This is a genomic window from Paenibacillus artemisiicola (assembly GCF_017652985.1).
Lineage (GTDB): Bacteria > Bacillota > Bacilli > Paenibacillales > Paenibacillaceae > Paenibacillus_Z > Paenibacillus_Z artemisiicola.
This window is the reverse complement of record NZ_JAGGDJ010000030.1, coordinates 15,630-31,438: the sequence shown is the minus strand read 5'-3', so window position 1 is coordinate 31,438 and position 15,809 is coordinate 15,630. Positions and strand designations below refer to the sequence as shown.

Genomic DNA, 15,809 nt, shown 5'->3' with positions numbered 1-15,809 from the left:
CGTCGAAAATAAACTCCTTAGCCGCGCTGCACGATCCGCGTGCCGATGCCGCCTTCGAGCACGGCCTTCGCGAGCACGCCCGGCATGTCGCCGTTCACGATGACGACTTCCTTCACGTCGCCCTGGATGCAGGCGATCGCCGCGCGCACCTTCGGGATCATGCCGCCGTAAATCTCGCCGCTTGCGATCATCGCCTCGATCTCGTCCACCGTCGCGGTCGGCAGCACCCGCTTCTCGCCGTCCGCCGTCTTCAGGATGCCCGGCACGTCCGTCACGACGATCATCCGTTCCACGCCGAGATGGGACGCGACGGCGCCAGCAGCCGTATCCGCGTTGATGTTATAGCGCTGCGCCCCGGCGTCGATGCCGATCGGCGCGATGACCGGGATGTACCCCATGGCCATGACGCCCTCGATGATCGCCGCGTTCACGCGCGTCACGTCGCCGACGAAGCCGATCTCCGCCGCGTTCGCCACCGGCCGCGCTTGGATCAGCTCCCCGTCCACGCCGGAGAGGCCGAGCGCCTTCGCGCCGCTCTGCTGGATCCGCCGGACGATCTCCTTGTTGATCCGGCCCGCGAGCACCATCTCGACGACGTCCAGCACCTCGTCGCTCGTCTTGCGCAGCCCGCCGACGAATTCGCTCTCGATGCCGAGCTTGCCGAGCGTCTCGGAGATCGCCGGCCCGCCGCCGTGCACGATGACCGCCTTCACGCCCCGCGCCTGCAGGTCGCGCAGCTCTTCGAAGAAGGACGCCGGCAGCGCCGCCAGCGTGCTTCCCCCGCATTTCATGACAAACCGCGTATCCATGTATCTTCCGTCTCCTTCCGCGGTCAAGTCCGGTACGCCGCGTTGATGCGGACGTAATCGTAGGTCAAATCGCAGCCCCACGCCGTAGCCGAGCCTTCGCCCATATGCAGGTCCACGTGGATGACGACCGTGTCGCCCTTCAAATATTCCAGCGCCGCGTCTTCGTCGAACGCGACCGGCCGGGACTGCGCCAGCGTAACGATCGGGCCGAGCGCGATGTCGACCGTCTCCGGATCGACCGGCACGCCCGCGCGGCCGACCGCCGCGATGATGCGGCCCCAGTTGGCGTCCGCGCCGAACACGGCGGACTTCACGAGCGACGAGCCGATGACCGTCTTCGCGATCGCCCGTGCCGCTTCGTCGCTTTCCGCGCCGCGCACCTGGACCTCGACGAGCTTCGTCGCGCCTTCGCCGTCGCGCGCGATCGCCTTGGCCAGCACCTCGCAGACATAGCGAAGCCCTTCCGCGAACGCGGCCAGGCCGGGATGGCGCTCCGACAGTTCGTTGTTGCCGGCGAAGCCGCTCGCCATCGCGACGAGCATGTCGTTGGTGCTCGTGTCGCCGTCGACCGTGATCATGTTGAACGTGAGGTCCGTCGCTTGGCGGAGCAGCTTGTGCAGCAACTCGCTGCCGATCGCCGCGTCCGTCGTGACGAAGCCGAGCATCGTCGCCATGTTGGGATGGATCATGCCGCTGCCCTTGGACGCGCCGGCGATATGTACGGTTTGGCCGTCCACGGTCACCGCGACGCACGCTTCCTTCTTCACGAGGTCCGTCGTCAGGATCGCCTGGCAGAAGTCGTCCGCCGCCTCGTACGAATCCCCGAGCCGCGCCGGCAGCTCCGCGATGCCGCCGCGCACGCGGTCCATTTTCAGCAGCTCGCCGATGACGCCCGTGGACGCCACGGCCACCTGCTCCGCCGGCACGTCGATCGCGGCCGCGAACGCGCCGCGCATCTCGTACGCGTCGGCGTCACCCTGCTTGCCGGTGCAGGCGTTGGCGTTGCCGCTGTTGACGATGACGGCGCGCAGCTTGCCGCCGGCGCCGATGCTCTCGCGCGTGACGGCGATCGGCGCCGCCTGGAACGCGTTCGTCGTGTACACGGCGGCCGCCGCCGCGGGTACGTCGCAGACGATCGCGCCGAGGTCGTGGCGCGTCGTTTTCTTCAGGCCGCAGTGCAGGCCGGCGGCCTTAAAGCCTTTGGGGGTCGTGACCGAGCCGTTCGGCACGACCGTGAATGATGCGGATGCGTTCCCCTGTCCCATGATTCAATCGCTTCTCCTTCTGCGCAAAAGTCTCTATTTTACGGATAGACCGGCACGAAACGAAGGCCCAGCGTCTCGTCCCAGCCCATCATCAGGTTAAGGTTCTGGATGGCCTGCCCCGCGGCGCCCTTCACGAGGTTGTCGATGACCGACACGATCGTGACGCGCCCCGTCCGCTCGTCGACGGCGAAGCCGATGTCGCAATAGTTGGAGCCCGCGACTTCCTTCGTCGCCGGGTAAGCGCCGTCCCGCCGAATCCGCACGAAATGGCGGCCCTCGTAGTAATTCCGGTAGAGCGACACGAAATCGTCGTACGTACGATTGCCGGTCACGGTCGCGTACATCGTGCTCATGATGCCCCGCGTCATCGGCACGAGATGCGTCGAGAACGTCGTGACGACCTTGCGGCCCGCCGCGTCCGACAGCACCTGCTCGATTTCCGGAATATGCTGATGCTTGTTGAGCTTATATGCCTTGAAGTTCTCGTTGATTTCCGCGTAGTGATTGCCCAGGCTCACGCCCCGGCCCGCGCCCGACACGCCCGACTTGGCGTCGACGATGATCGAAGCCGGATCGATGAAGCCGGCCTTGACGGCCGGCACCAGTCCGAGCAGCGTCGCCGTCGGGTAGCACCCCGGATTGGAGACGAAATCCGCGCCGCGCACGGCGTCGCCGTAGATCTCGCACAGGCCGAATACCGCTTGGTCCAAGTAGTCCTGGCCGGCCGGCTCCTTCTTATACCACGTCTCGTATTCCGCGCGGTCCTTCAGCCGGTGGTCGCCCGACAGGTCGATGACCTTAAGGCCTTCCGCCAGCAGCGACGGCGTGATCTTGGCGGCCACGCCCGCCGGCGTCGCGACGAACACGACGTCCGCCTTCGACTTGAGCAAGGCCGGATCGACGTCGTCCAGCAGCTCCGTGCGAATTTCGTTCAAATGCGGAAATCCTTCCGCGATCGGCGCGCCCGCGCTCGAAGAAGATACGACCGACGCGATGTCGACCTGCGGGTGGCCCGCCAGAAGCCGGATCAGCTCCACGCCGCCGTAGCCGGTCGATCCGATGATTGCCGCTCTAACCGTTGTGCTCATGTCCGTTCTCTCCCATCCTTATCCTTTCTAGTACTTCATTGTACACAAACGAAAGGATCGTGGAAATAGCTTTTGCTTTGTATTATTATACATACGTATTCATATAAATACAACGCTAAATTAGCCGGATGCTCATGCCAATCGGAACCCTTCCCCGAGCACTTCCGCCGTGTCGCTGATAATCACGAACGCGCTTGGATCCGCGGCTTTGACGAGGCTTTTCAGCCTGGAGACCTCGCCCCTTCCGACGACGACCATCAGCACCGTGCGCGCCGAGCCGGTATAGCCGCCGTGCCCGTCGAGCTTCGTCAGCCCGCGGTCCAAATCATGCAGCACGACCTGGGTGATCGCATCCGGGCAATCGGAGATGATGAACGCGACTTTGGAGATCGCGAGCCCCGTCTGCACGAAATCGATCGTCCGGCTCGTCGCGAACAGGCCGATCAGCGCGTACAGCGCGTTCTCCGGGGCGATCAGGATGCCAGCCGACGCGATGACGAGGCCGTCGAAGCAGGCGACGGCGAGCCCGAGGCGGATGCCCGTGAACCGGTGCAGCAGCTGCGCGGCCAGGTCCAGCCCGCCGGTGGACGCCTTCCCGCGGAAGACGAGCCCGAGCCCCGCCCCGACGCCGATGCCGCCGTAGATCGACGCCAGCATGGCGTTGTCCGTGAGCGGCTTCCAATCCGACGTGACCAGCACGAGCAGCGGCAGCACGAACGAGCCGAGCGCCGTCTTCAGCGCGAAGCGCTTGCCGAGCAGCCAGAGGCCGACGAAGAACAGCGGGACGTTGAGCGCCCATTGCGTGTACGCCGGCGGGATGCCGGTCATGTAATGCACCAGAATCGAAATGCCCGAGACGCCGCCGGACGCGATGCCCAGCGGCACGAGGAACATGTTGAAGCTGACCGCGATGAGGAACGAGCCGGCGAGCAGCAGCAGCACGCTGACCAGCGCTTCCGTCTTGCCGCCCATGGCCCGCGAGCGGCGCTTCTTGGCGCGCGCGGCGGGCATCGCCGGTCCGCTCTCCGGCCTCTGCGCTGCCGCCGCTTGATCTGCCCGATCCGGCCGGGCCGTCCCTGACTCTGGTTTCCTCTCCGCAGGCTGTGCCGACCTTTCCGCTTCCTCCCCCTGCTGCTCCCGTGCCGAGCTTTCCGCTTCTTCCGGTTGCTCCGCCTGCACCGACCGCCCCGCTTCTTCCCCTTGCTCCCCCTGCGCCGGCCGTTCCGCTTTCTCTCCCTGCTCCGCCTGCGTCGGCCTCCCCGCTTCTTCTGCTGGTCGCTCCTCCGCCGGATGCCCGGCTTCCTCCTGCCGCCGTTTTTGATCCTGCCGATAATCCGTATGAATGCTCATATGTACGTCTCTCCTTTAGGTTGCCGCCGTGGATTCCATTCCATGGACGCTGGCGGATTACTGCTTTGCCGGGCCGCTCCTTTAACGCGGCCATGCGTTTCCGGGCACAGCAAAAAGAGTTCCAACCTTTATCAGTGTCGGAACTCTTTGTCTGGACTATGCATGCCGCGGGACGCTTTAGTTCTCCTCGTGGCGAATGCGGCTGCGCAGGTAGCCGTCGATGAACGGATCGAGGTCGCCGTCCATGACCGCGCCCACGTTGCCGGTTTCCACCGAGGTCCGGTGGTCCTTCACCATGCTGTACGGATGGAACACGTACGAACGGATCTGGCTGCCCCAGGCGATATCGGACTGTTCGCCGCGAATCTCCGCGAGCTGCTTCTGCTGTTCTTCGATCTTCCGCTCGTAGAGCTTGGACCGAAGCATCTGCATGGCGCGCTCCCGGTTCTGGATCTGCGACCGCTGCGTTTGGCACGAGACGACGATGCCCGACGGCACGTGCGTGATCCGGATCGCCGACTCCGTCTTATTGATGTGCTGTCCGCCGGCGCCGCTGGCCCGGTACGTATCGACCTTCAAATCTTCGCTGCGGATCTCGATTTCGATATCGTCGTCGATCTCCGGCATGATGTCGCAGGAAACGAAGGACGTGTGCCGGCGTCCCGACGCGTCGAACGGCGAGATCCGCACGAGCCGGTGAACGCCCTTCTCGGCCTTGAGATACCCGTAGGCATTATGGCCTTTGACCGAAATCGTGACGCTCTTGATGCCCGCTTCGTCGCCGGCCAGGTAGTCGAGCAGCTCGACCTTGAAGCCGTGCTTCTCGGCCCAGCGCGTATACATCCGGTACAGCATCTGGCCCCAGTCCTGCGACTCCGTGCCGCCCGCGCCGGGATGCAGCTCGAGGATGGCGTTCAAGCGGTCGTACGGCTCGTTCAGCAGCAGCTGCAGCTCGAACTCTCCTACTTTGGCCACGAGCTCCGCCACGCTCTTCTTGAGCTCGGCGTCCATATCCTCGTCTTCTTCCTCTTCCGCCAGCTCCAGCATCGTCTCCAGATCTTCCTGGTCGCTCCGCATCCGCTCGTATTGATCCACGACGGATTTGACGGCGTTCAGCTCGGCGATCGTGCTCTGCGCGCGCTCGTTATCATCCCAGAAGTCGGGCGCGCTCATTTTCTCTTCGAAATTCAAGATCATCTCTTGCTTCAGATCTAAGTCAAAGAGACCCCCTGAGTTCTTGGAGACGTTTCGCCACTTCTCGCAAATCTTGTTTAACCGTTGTATCGATCATGACCGTCGTTCACCTCAAATTTCGCTTCTTGGCCTTGCTTTATGGTTATGCGCCGGACGGACTTATTGTCCGTGGCACTGTTTGTACTTCTTGCCGCTGCCGCACGGGCACGGATCGTTGCGTTTCACGCGCTCTTCCTTGCGTACCGGGCGTTTCTGCGACGTTTCGCTGCTGCCGCCGGATTCCGTTTGGCCCTTGGCGACCTCTTGGCGTTCCAGGTTGTTCTCGACATGCGCCTTCATGATGTACTTCGTGACTTCTTCCTGGATGTGCTCGACCATTTCCTTGAACATCTCGAAGCCTTCGAACTGATACTCGCGCAGCGGATCCGTGCCGCCGTACGCGCGAAGGTGGATGCCTTGGCGCAGCTGGTCCATGGCGTCGATGTGGTCCATCCATTTGCTGTCAACCGCGCGGAGCACGACGACCTTCTCGAACTCGCGCATCGTCTCGGCGCCGATCTCTTCTTCGCGGCGATCGTACAGCTCGACGACTTTATCGTACAGGAACTCGATGATCTCGTCCGGCTCTTTGCCCCACAGGTCGTCCTTCGAGATCATGTCTTCGTTCAGGAAGTTGCCTTCCGCGAAATCCACGATCTCCTGCAGCTCCCAGTTCTCCGGGATGTCGTCGGCCGGGCAGTGCGCCTGCACGATCTTGGTGATCGTCGGCTTGATCATCTCCAGCACGATCTCGCGGATGTTCTCGGAGAACAAGACTTCGCGGCGCTGCTTGTAGATGATTTCCCGCTGCTGGTTCATGACGTCGTCATACTGGAGGACGATTTTCCGCTGGTCGAAGTTGTTGCCCTCGACCCGCTTCTGCGCCGACTCGATGGCGCGGGAGATGAGGCGGCTCTCGATCGGCTGGTCTTCCTCGAAGCCGAGGCGCTCCATCATGCCCATGATGTTCTCGGAGCCGAAACGGCGCATGAGATCGTCTTCGAGCGACAGGTAGAACTGCGAGGAACCCGGGTCGCCTTGACGGCCCGCCCGGCCGCGGAGCTGGTTGTCGATCCGGCGGCTCTCATGGCGTTCCGTGCCGATGATATGCAGGCCGCCGAGACCGGCCACGCCGTCCTCGAGCAAAATGTCCGTACCCCGGCCCGCCATGTTCGTCGCGATCGTAACCGAGTTCGATTGGCCGGCGCGCGAGATGATTTCCGCTTCCTCGGCGTGGTATTTCGCGTTCAGGACTTTATGCTCGATGCCGCGCTTCTTCAGCATCTCGGACAGCTTCTCGGAGTTCTCGATCGAGACCGTGCCCACGAGCACCGGCTGCTTGTTCGCATGGCGCTTGACGATCTCCTCGACGACGGCCTTGAACTTGCCGTTCTCCGATTTGTACACGACGTCCGAGATGTCGTCGCGGATATTTTTCCGGTTCGTCGGCACTTGAATAACCTCGAGCCCGTAGATTTTCTTGAATTCCTCTTCCTCCGTCTTCGCCGTACCGGTCATGCCGGCCAGCTTGCGGTACATCCGGAAGTAGTTTTGGAACGTAATCGTCGCGAGCGTCATGCTCTCGTTCTGCACCTTGATCTGCTCTTTCGCTTCGATCGCTTGGTGCAGGCCGTCGCTGTACCGGCGGCCGGCCATGAGACGGCCCGTGAACTCGTCGACGATGACGACTTCGTCCTCCTGCACGACATAGTCTACGTCGCGCTTCATGATGACATGCGCCTTCAGCGCCTGTTGAATATGGTGGTTGATCAGCACGTTGGCGTGATCGTAGAGGTTCTCGATGCCGAACGCCTTCTCGGCCTTCTCCACACCCGCCTCCGTCATCGTCACGGTCCGCAGCTTGATGTCGACCGTGAAGTCGTCTTCTTCCTTCAGACGCTGCACGAAACGGTCGGCCGCGAAGTACATCTCGGTCGACTTGGCCGCTTGGCCGGAAATGATGAGCGGCGTACGCGCTTCGTCGATCAGAATGGAATCCACTTCGTCGATGATCGCGAAGTAAAGCGGACGCTGAACCATTTGTTCCTTATAGAGGACCATGTTGTCGCGCAGATAATCGAACCCGAATTCGTTGTTCGTGCCATATGTGATGTCGCATGCATACGCGGCTTGCTTCTCGTCGTGCGAGAGTCCGTGCAGGTTGCAGCCGACGGTCATGCCCAAAAAGGTATAGACTTGGCCCATTTGCTCGCTGTCGCGCATCGCCAGGTAATCGTTGACCGTGACGACGTGGACGCCCTTGCCGAGCAGCGCGTTCAAATAAACGGCCAGCGTGCCGACGAGCGTCTTGCCTTCGCCGGTCTTCATCTCGGCGATCTGGCCCTCGTGCAGCACCATGCCGCCGATCAGCTGGACGTCGTAATGGCGCTTGTCCAGCACGCGCTTGGATGCCTCTCTGACTACGGCGAACGCCTCCGGGAGCAGCGCATCGATATCCTCGCCTTGTTCCAGACGGCCGCGAAACTCGACCGTCTTCTCTCGAAGCGCCTCATCCGAAAGTTGAGCGATCTGCGACTCCAATCCGTTGATTTCCTCTACCGTGCGCAAAAGACGCTTGATCTCTCGTTCGTTGGCGTCTCCGAATAATTTCTTTACAAGTCCGAGCATGGTCTTCCCCTTTCGATGTTACGCCTGTTTGCATAAATTGTAACAGTTTGCGGCCCTTCCCGCAATGTTCGCGGCCCTAGGGATAAGATGGTTAAACGCGCGCGGGGACGCAAAGAGCCCCGGTCGCCCGGGGCTCTCCAAACGCTAGCGTCAATCCGCTTCCAGCACGCCGTACCGGCCGTCGCTGCGGCGATAAACGACGTTCACTTCGTTCGTATCGGAATTGGCGAACATATAGAAGGAATGGCCTACCATGTTCATCTGTAGAATCGCTTCCTCGATGTCCATCGGCTTCAATTGAAACCGCTTCGTGCGGACCAGCTCGTAGTCGTCCTCTTCGTCGAGGACCCTGACCGCGGAGCCTTCGTCCTTGAACATCGTCCGAACGCCGCTGTCTTTGCGGAATTTGCTGTTGATTTTCGTTTTATGTTTGCGAATTTGCCGTTCCAGTTTGTCCACCACGAGGTCGATGGAAGCATACATATCCTCGCGTTTCTCTTCGGCGCGAAGCATGGCGTTCGGCAGCGGGATCGTCACCTCGACGGCGTGCACGCCCTTCGTGACGGACAACGTAACGATGCTTTCGGAGGTAGAAGGCGCTTCAAAATACTTTTCCAGGCGGCTCAGTTTCTTCTCGACATAATCGCGCAAGGCGTCTGTCACCAAGATGCGTTGACCTCGAATATTGTATTTCATGCAGGCATTCCTCCTTTACATGATCTTAGTATAACACTATATTCGGGCGGGCTCAAAGTTATTTTCAGTATTTTTGGAATTATCTAAAAATATATGAAATGCAAGGTTTTCGTAGATTTTCAGATTCGTTATCTAGCACTCTATAGCTCTCCGAGCACGACAAAAAGCCCCGGTTGCCCGGGGCTGCTGCTTATCACATTCGGTTATGCGCGCATACCGTGTATGATGTGAGCCGCTTAACAGCGGGATAATTACAGTTTTTGAACGTTAGCTGCTTGAGGACCGCGAGCGCCTTCGACGATGTCGAATTCAACCGACTGGCCTTCTTCCAGCGTTTTGAACCCTTCAGCTTGGATTGCGGAGAAGTGTACGAATACGTCGCCGCCTTGCTCCGTCTCGATGAAGCCATAACCTTTTTCAGCGTTGAACCATTTCACTTTACCTTGCATTCAGAACATTCCCTTCATTCTCATATAGCTGCGAGATCACGAGGCGTGGCCCACAAGTCGAATATACCAGAGCCTTCACAAATTTGTCAATATATTTTTGTAAGCGAATACATTGCATATTTTCCGGACTTTCGCTGCGCATCACTCTTCATTGCGGCACGCATTCGCCATGGTTTTGCTCCACCAATCCATCGTCTGAAGCAACCCGGAGCGCAGGTCGTGTTCGGGCCGCCAGCCCAACGCTCGCAGACGGCCGATATGGCCTACGACGAGCGGCGGCTGCGCCGGTGCCTCGATCGCCCCGAGACGGATGAGATGCGAGCGTCCGGAAAGTCTGCCGACTTCTTCGACGATTTCCCTCACCTCCGGCGCGCTGCCCGAGGCGATATTGAACGTTCCCGTTTGGTCGCTTTCCAACAGATAAAGAAGCGCTCTCGCCGCGTCGGCCGCGAAAAGAAAGTCCCGCTTCTGGGTCCCTTCCGTGCAATTCGCGGGTTCGCCGCGCAGGACGGCTTGCATGACCGAGGCAACCAGCCGGCTCGGGTGCTCAAACGGACCATATAAGAAGAACAGCCTTCCCCAGGCGCAGCTGAGGCCCGTTTCTTCGGCAAATGTCTCCAACCATTCACGAAGCCCGTTCTTGCATGCGGCATACGGCGTTCGATGCGAGAGGGGCGACTCCGTCTCCGTCAGTTCCCGCTCCAACCATTCGTACTCGGCGCAGGAGCCTACGCCGACGGCGCGCCGCCCTCCATAACGATGAAACAACCGCACGAGCGTCTTCGAAGCCTCCACCCACTCGTAGTTGCTCGGAGCATGCACGTAGATCCCGGGAGTCGCCTCCCACGCCAGATGCAGCAAATGCGTCGGCCGCACGGCGGAGATCACCCGCTCAAGCTCCGCTCGATCAAACAAATCCGCTGAATGCCAGGAGGTATCAGGCGGCAAAACTGCCCCCCGTTCTCGCCTTGAAACGATATGTATTTCATATTCGCCCGTGTTTGCGCAGGCCATGACGTGTCTGCCCACGAATCCGGATGCCCCGGTCAATAACAGCCTCTTCATCGCGCCAACGCCGGATAGGCGGCATCCTTTTCCGAGATGATGGCGCACGGGAGCGGCCACTGAATCCCGATGGCGGGATCGTCCCAGCGGACGCCTTCGCTTGCCTCGGGGGCGAAGAACTCGCTCATCTGGTAGAACACCGCCGTCTCGTCTTCCAACGTTTGAAACCCGTGCGCGAATCCTTCGGGAATGTAGAGCATGCGCTGGTTGGCGCCCGTCAGCTCGACGCCGAACCATCGCCCGAACGCCGGCGAATCCGGACGTATATCCACGATTACGTCATAAATGGCTCCTTGCGTGCAGCGAACCAGCTTCTTCTCTTCGAACGGCTTGCGCTGAAAATGCATGCCTCTGACGGTACCCCGCTTGTGATTGTAAGAGACGTTGCACTGCACGGGCGGCGCCGCGATGCCGTGCGCGGCGAATTCCTTCTCGCAATACGTGCGGACAAAGAACCCCCTTCCGTCCGCGACCGGCTCCGGTTCAATCAAGTAAGCGCCGGGCAAGGGGGTCTCCGCGAATCTCATTCGACGACCTGCAATTCCGGAACCGCCAGCAGCCAACGTCCGCCCCACTCGCGGATAAACGCCGTTTGTTCCATAATTTCTTCTTTGATGTTCCAAGGCAAAATAAAGAGATAATCCGGTTTCGTTTCCTTCAGCTTCTCGGGGTCATAGATCGGAATTCGCGACCCGGGCAAGTAATGGCCTTGCTTGTACGTGCTGCGATCGACCGTATAATCCAGGTATTCATGATTGATGCCGCAGTAATTGATCAATGTGTTCCCTTTGGCCGGGGCGCCGTACCCAACGATCTGCCTGCCCTGGCTTTTCCGTTCAAGCAGGAACTGGAGCAGCGCGCGTTTTAGGCGAAACACCTTCCGATGAAAGTTCCGGTATGTCGCGAGGTCGGTCAAGCCGTATACGGTCTCTTGCGCCAACAGCGCCGCAACCCTGCCGGAAACCGGATATTGCGGATCGTCCGCGTGGGACGCATAGATGCGAAGCGATCCGCCGTGCGTCGGCAGCTCCTCGACGTCGAATATCGTCAGCCCGTGCTTGTCGAACAAGCGGCGGACCGCGGTCAGGGAGAGATAGGAGAAATGCTCGTGATAGATCGTGTCGAATTGGCAGTGCTCGATGAGCTGCATCAGGTGCGGAAATTCCATCGTGATTAGGCCCTTCGGATTCAACGCGACCTTCATGCCCGCGACGAAATCGTTCAAATCCGGCACGTGGGCCAGTACGTTATTGCCAAGCAACAGATCGGCGCGCTTGCCTTGCGCGGACAGGCTCTCGGCGAGGCGCGTCCCGAAGAAATCCACCACGGACGGGATGCCCTTCTCGATCGCGATCGCCGCTACGTTGGCGGCCGGCTCGATGCCCATGACCGGGATCCCCCGCTCGGCAAAATATTGCAGCAGGTAGCCGTCGTTGCTCGCAATCTCCATGACTTGGTGGGACGACGTCAAGCCGAATCTCGCGGTCATCTCTCCGACATAGCGCTCGCAGTGCTCCAGCCAGCTGTCCGAGAAGCTGCTGAAGTAAGCATAGTCCGTGAATATATGGTCCGGCGTTTCGTAGTCCTCGGTTTGCACGAGATAACAATGCTCGCACACGACAACCCGGAGCGGGTACACGTACTCCATGTGGTGAATCGACTTCACGTATGAATTGGCCAGCGGGGAAACGCCAAGATCCAGAAACGGTTGATTAAGTTGCTCGCCGCATAAGCGGCAGGCCTGGCTGAACATGTACGGCCGCCTCCTTCTCGATAAAGCTCTCGATTTGCTGCATTGTGAACCGTTTCATGGCTTGCCCGTCTAAGTAACGGTTGTACCATTCGATCGTCCACGCAATCGCCTCGTCCGCGTTCAGCTTGGGCAGCCAGTCAAGCTCCGACCGCGCCTTTTGGCTGCTGAGCATCAGGTTCTTTGCCTCGTACGGCTGCGAGATCGTCTCGTAATGCACGTCTACCGGCTTATGTAGCCAAGAGCGGCCGCGTTCGATCAAATCCGACACCGACAAGACCGATTGCTCGTCCGGACCGAAATTCCATCCGCCGGCAAACGCCTGCCCGCCCTTCCAGAGCTTCTCGGCCAACGTCAAATAACCGTATAGGCAATCCAACACGTGCTGCCAAGGGCGGGTTGCGCGAGGATAGCGGATGACCAGCGGCCGTCCCGCTTCGGCCGAACGAATCAGGTCCGGAATGATGCGGTCTTTCGCGAAATCGCCGCCGCCGATCACATTGCCGGCACGGGCCGACGCCAACGCCTGATCCGAATGGCTAAAAAACGATTTGATATAAGACGATGTCACGAGCTCCGCGCAGCCCTTGCTGGCGCTGTACGGATCGGAGCCTCCCATGCGCTCGTCCTCTTGAAACGCATGAGCGTTCAAATCGGCGTTGTCGTAGCATTTATCGCTCGTCACGTTCACGATCGCGCGCACGGAATCCGAACTTCTGGCCGCTTCCAGCACATGCACCGTCCCCATCACATTCGTCGCGAACGTGTTCACGGGCTCGTGATACGACGCCCGCACCAGCGGCTGCGCGGCCAAATGCAGCACGATCTCCGGACGTACGCGTTCCATCCATGCCCGGAGCGACGCATAATCGGTAATGTCGCCGTATTCGCTGTCCATGCCTTCGGCGGCTCCGGTTAGCGTATATAGCTGTTCGCCCGGCTCGGGAGCGAAGCCATACCCGTATACTTTCGCGCCGAGCAGCTGCAGGTAAAGCGACAGCCACGTGCCTTTAAACCCCGTGTGACCGGTGACGAGAACCTTCTTGTCCTTCCAGAACGATGCGGTCGTCATTAGGCCCACACTTTCCAGGGAGCTTGGCCCGAAACCCACAGCTCTTCGAGTTTCATTTTATCCCGGAGCGTATCCATCGGACGCCAGAAGCCCGTATGCCTGTAAGCGGACAATTCGCCGTTCCGCGCGAGCGCCTCCATCGGTTCTTGCTCCCAGAGCGTCTCGTCGCCGTCGATGTAGTTCAACACCTCCGGCTCCAACACAAAGAAGCCGCCGTTGATCCAGTTGCCGTCGCCCTCCGGTTTCTCCTTGAAGCCCGTCACCTGTTCGTTGTCCAGCTCGACGGCGCCGAACCGTCCCGGCGGACGAACCGTCGTCACCGTTGCCAGCCGGCCGTTCTTCCGGTGCGCTTCTAGCAAATCGGTGATGTTCACGTCGCTCAAGCCATCGCCGTAGGTAAAACAAAACGGCTCGTCGTCGATGTAGGCGCTCACGCGCTTGAGCCGGCCTCCCGTCATGGAATGATCGCCCGTATCCACGAGCGTCACCTTCCAAGACTCCGAATGATTGCGGTGTACCTGCATCTGATTCGTCCGCATATCGAACGTCACGTCGGACGTATGCAGAAAATAATTGGAAAAGTATTCCTTGATTAAGTAGCCTTTATAGCCCAAGCAAATAATGAACTCGTTGATGCCGTAATGCGAATAATGCTTCATGATGTGCCAAAGGATCGGCTGCGCGCCGATTTCGACCATCGGCTTCGGCTTCACGACCGTTTCTTCGCTTAGTCGCGTACCCAGGCCGCCGGCGAGAATGATCGCTTTCATGTTAGACTCCCTTTCTGGCTGTAAGAAGCAGATCCACGCCGCTGATCGGACTCGGAGCGGCCGACGCAAACTGAATATGGAAGCCCAAGTCGCGAAGATGCCGCACCTGCCGCTGCATGAGTTCTTCATCGACGACGTCATGATTGATGCTCATCGCGATTTGGCCGCCGGCTTCAAGCCAATCGTTCGCGTTCGCTTGATGCAGGATCATGTCGTTCCATTCCTCGGCCGTCACCTCGATGACGGCATAGTTGTATTTCATCCCGTAGGTACGGATTCGCAGTTCTTTCCAGCCGCCTTCCACGACACGATCCGACACGGTATGCAGGTCGGGCAAATACTTCTCGTCCATGCAATAGTTCGTAATCGTGAGCTCCGCGACGCCCCGCTCTTTCAGCATGTTCTTCAACTGCAGGGGATTGCTGCCGCACTTCGCGTTCACGCCAAGGATATGGGCCTCGGTCTCCGATAGACCGACCGACAGGTTGCTGAGCAGCAGCGGACTGAACTGGGTATCGGCCCACGCGTCCAGCTTATATTTATCCCAGAAGATTTTCCGGCTGACTTCCATCGAATTGTTCTTCACTTGGTCCTGCCGCACGGTAACCGATCCGAAATGATAGGTGAACGTATCCCGGCAATAAACGAGTTTATAACCGGCCCGGCGAATCCGGAAGCTGATGTCGTCGTCGGCGAATTCGCCGTAGTAGAACGCCGGGTCGTAGCCGCCGATTTCTTGGAGGAACGGCGTGCGGACCATCAGGACGCAGGGCATTAACCGCACCCGCTCCTCCCATTTGCGCGGATCGGAATGATTGTACCGCTCCGCGAACGCGAACATTTCGTCGAAGGTTTGGTAATCCCCGCTGATTTGCTGCAGATTGCTCATGTAACTGGCGCCCGGCGAGACGTATCCGATCGACGGATCCGATTCGATGCACGCCAGCAAGTTATCCATCCACCTCGCGGTGAATATGCAATCGTTGCCGACGCAAGCCGTGTACGTCCCGCGGGCGGCCTGAATGCCCGCGTTGAACCCGCCCACCACGCCTTGATTTTGGGCCAGATGCACGGGGCGCGCGTTATCGGGAAGCGCGTCGAAGTAGGCTTCCGTCTCGTCGGAGGACGCGTTGTTCACGGCGATCAACTCGAAGTCGATGTGGCCGGTGTACCGATAGATGCTCTCAATGCACAACTTCGTATATTCCAGCTTGTTATACGCCAACACGACGATGCTGACCAACGGCGCGGGCCGCTCGGCCAGCATCGCCTGGCATTCCTCGATCCGCTGTTCGGCCAGCAGTTTGACGTCTTCCCTCCCGGTCATGCGCGCCGCCTTTCGGTAGTAGCGCTCCGCGACCGATTCTTTGCCCAGCAGCTGCTGCACATGCCCCATATTGAATACCAGATCTTCGTAATCGGAATCGAGGGAAAGCCCTTGTTTCAGAATCCGTTCCGCTTCGGCAATCCGCCCCTCGTAAACGGCAATCGCCGCTTTCATCGAACAGGCTTCCGCGTCGATTCCGTCCTCGAGCTCCAATTGCGTCAGCAACGACCAGGCTTCTTCGAAACTGCCCTGGTTGATTTTATCTAAAATGACGGCTTTATTCATAGGCCAAATGCTCCATTCCAAG

General features: G+C 59.8%; 14 protein-coding genes. All 14 read right to left on the bottom strand.

The window, feature by feature from the left end; genetic code table 11:
- Positions 1-17: 17 nt before the first annotated feature.
- Positions 18-809 carry an acetylglutamate kinase gene (gene argB / locus I8J29_RS24010; RefSeq protein WP_208849961.1) on the bottom strand — a complete coding sequence of 264 codons (792 nt, stop codon included), beginning with the start codon at positions 807-809 and terminating at the stop codon, positions 18-20.
- A gap of 23 nt (positions 810-832) precedes the next feature.
- A complete protein-coding gene (argJ, locus tag I8J29_RS24005) occupies positions 833-2,074 on the bottom strand; it encodes a bifunctional ornithine acetyltransferase/N-acetylglutamate synthase (protein WP_208849960.1) in 1,242 nt (413 codons plus the stop codon).
- Between the two features lie 38 nt (positions 2,075-2,112).
- Complete coding sequence (gene argC, locus I8J29_RS24000) at positions 2,113-3,162, bottom strand: N-acetyl-gamma-glutamyl-phosphate reductase (protein WP_208849959.1); 1,050 nt, start codon at positions 3,160-3,162, stop codon at positions 2,113-2,115.
- Between the two features lie 132 nt (positions 3,163-3,294).
- Positions 3,295-4,134, bottom strand: a complete 840-nt coding sequence (locus I8J29_RS23995) for a YitT family protein (RefSeq protein ID WP_240546440.1) — start codon at positions 4,132-4,134, stop codon at positions 3,295-3,297.
- A gap of 555 nt (positions 4,135-4,689) precedes the next feature.
- Positions 4,690-5,803, bottom strand: a protein-coding gene (gene prfB / locus I8J29_RS23990; protein ID WP_143088998.1) for a peptide chain release factor 2 whose coding sequence is annotated in 2 segments (ribosomal slippage) — positions 4,690-5,730 and positions 5,732-5,803 — 1,113 coding nt in all. Because the reading frame shifts where the segments join, the coding sequence is not laid out codon by codon here.
- A gap of 62 nt (positions 5,804-5,865) precedes the next feature.
- On the bottom strand, positions 5,866-8,373 hold the full coding sequence (gene secA / locus I8J29_RS23985) for a preprotein translocase subunit SecA (RefSeq protein WP_208849958.1): 2,508 nt from the start codon (positions 8,371-8,373) through the stop codon (positions 5,866-5,868).
- A gap of 150 nt (positions 8,374-8,523) precedes the next feature.
- Positions 8,524-9,069 carry a ribosome hibernation-promoting factor, HPF/YfiA family gene (gene hpf, locus I8J29_RS23980; protein WP_090642630.1) on the bottom strand — a complete coding sequence of 182 codons (546 nt, stop codon included), beginning with the start codon at positions 9,067-9,069 and terminating at the stop codon, positions 8,524-8,526.
- Between the two features lie 251 nt (positions 9,070-9,320).
- Positions 9,321-9,518 carry a cold-shock protein gene (locus I8J29_RS23975; protein ID WP_090642628.1) on the bottom strand — a complete coding sequence of 66 codons (198 nt, stop codon included), beginning with the start codon at positions 9,516-9,518 and terminating at the stop codon, positions 9,321-9,323.
- A gap of 141 nt (positions 9,519-9,659) precedes the next feature.
- A complete protein-coding gene (locus I8J29_RS23970; RefSeq protein ID WP_208849957.1) occupies positions 9,660-10,583 on the bottom strand; it encodes an NAD-dependent epimerase/dehydratase family protein in 924 nt (307 codons plus the stop codon).
- Entirely contained in the window at positions 10,580-11,110 is a 531-nt protein-coding gene (gene rfbC, locus I8J29_RS23965) for a dTDP-4-dehydrorhamnose 3,5-epimerase (protein ID WP_208849956.1), read from the bottom strand. Before rfbC ends, I8J29_RS23970 begins: the two co-directional genes overlap by 4 nt.
- Complete coding sequence (locus I8J29_RS23960) at positions 11,107-12,336, bottom strand: class I SAM-dependent methyltransferase (RefSeq protein WP_208849955.1); 1,230 nt, start codon at positions 12,334-12,336, stop codon at positions 11,107-11,109. The genes rfbC and I8J29_RS23960 overlap by 4 nt, the downstream gene beginning before the upstream one ends.
- Positions 12,296-13,405 carry a CDP-glucose 4,6-dehydratase gene (gene rfbG, locus I8J29_RS23955; RefSeq protein WP_208849954.1) on the bottom strand — a complete coding sequence of 370 codons (1,110 nt, stop codon included), beginning with the start codon at positions 13,403-13,405 and terminating at the stop codon, positions 12,296-12,298. Before rfbG ends, I8J29_RS23960 begins: the two co-directional genes overlap by 41 nt.
- The gene (rfbF, locus tag I8J29_RS23950) at positions 13,405-14,175 is read right to left on the bottom strand and encodes a glucose-1-phosphate cytidylyltransferase (RefSeq protein ID WP_208849953.1); all 771 of its coding nucleotides are present in this window, start codon (positions 14,173-14,175) and stop codon (positions 13,405-13,407) included. The genes rfbG and rfbF overlap by 1 nt, the downstream gene beginning before the upstream one ends.
- 1 nt (position 14,176) lies before the next feature.
- The gene (locus tag I8J29_RS23945) at positions 14,177-15,787 is read right to left on the bottom strand and encodes a glycosyltransferase (protein WP_208849952.1); all 1,611 of its coding nucleotides are present in this window, start codon (positions 15,785-15,787) and stop codon (positions 14,177-14,179) included.
- Positions 15,788-15,809 lie beyond the last annotated feature (22 nt).